The sequence below is a fragment of the Streptomyces sp. DT190 genome, assembly GCF_049846985.1.
Taxonomy (GTDB): domain Bacteria; phylum Actinomycetota; class Actinomycetes; order Streptomycetales; family Streptomycetaceae; genus Streptomyces.
This window is the reverse complement of record NZ_JBNCNM010000084.1, coordinates 1-377: the sequence shown is the minus strand read 5'-3', so window position 1 is coordinate 377 and position 377 is coordinate 1. Positions and strand designations below refer to the sequence as shown.

Annotated in this window: 1 pseudogene; it reads left to right on the top strand. The window is 67.4% G+C overall.

Annotated features, from left to right (window positions below):
- Positions 1-377, top strand: a pseudogene (locus tag ACPXCS_RS39710) (multicopper oxidase family protein); the annotation flags it as partial.

Sequence of the window (377 nt, the reverse complement as noted above, 5' to 3'; positions counted from 1 at the left end):
ACCCACACCGACGGCTTCCCGGTCCAGCACCAGGAGGTCGACGCCCTGCTGGTCGGCATGGGCGAGCGCTACGACGTCCTGGTCACCCTGGGGGACGGGGTCTTCCCGCTCGTCGCCCTGGCCGAGGGCAAGAACGCCAATGGCTTCGCCCTGGTGCGTACGGGCTCGGGCAGCGCCCCGAAGCCGACGGTCCGTCCGACGGAACTCAACGGCATGATCATGTCCGCGTCACAGCTGCGCGCCGCCCATGACGTGCGCCTGAAGTCCGCCAGGACCGATGTGACGCACCAGCTCAAGCTGACCGGCGGCATGGACAAGTACAACTGGGCCATCAACGGCAAGCCCTTCGACATGGCCAACCCCGAGACGAATCCGAT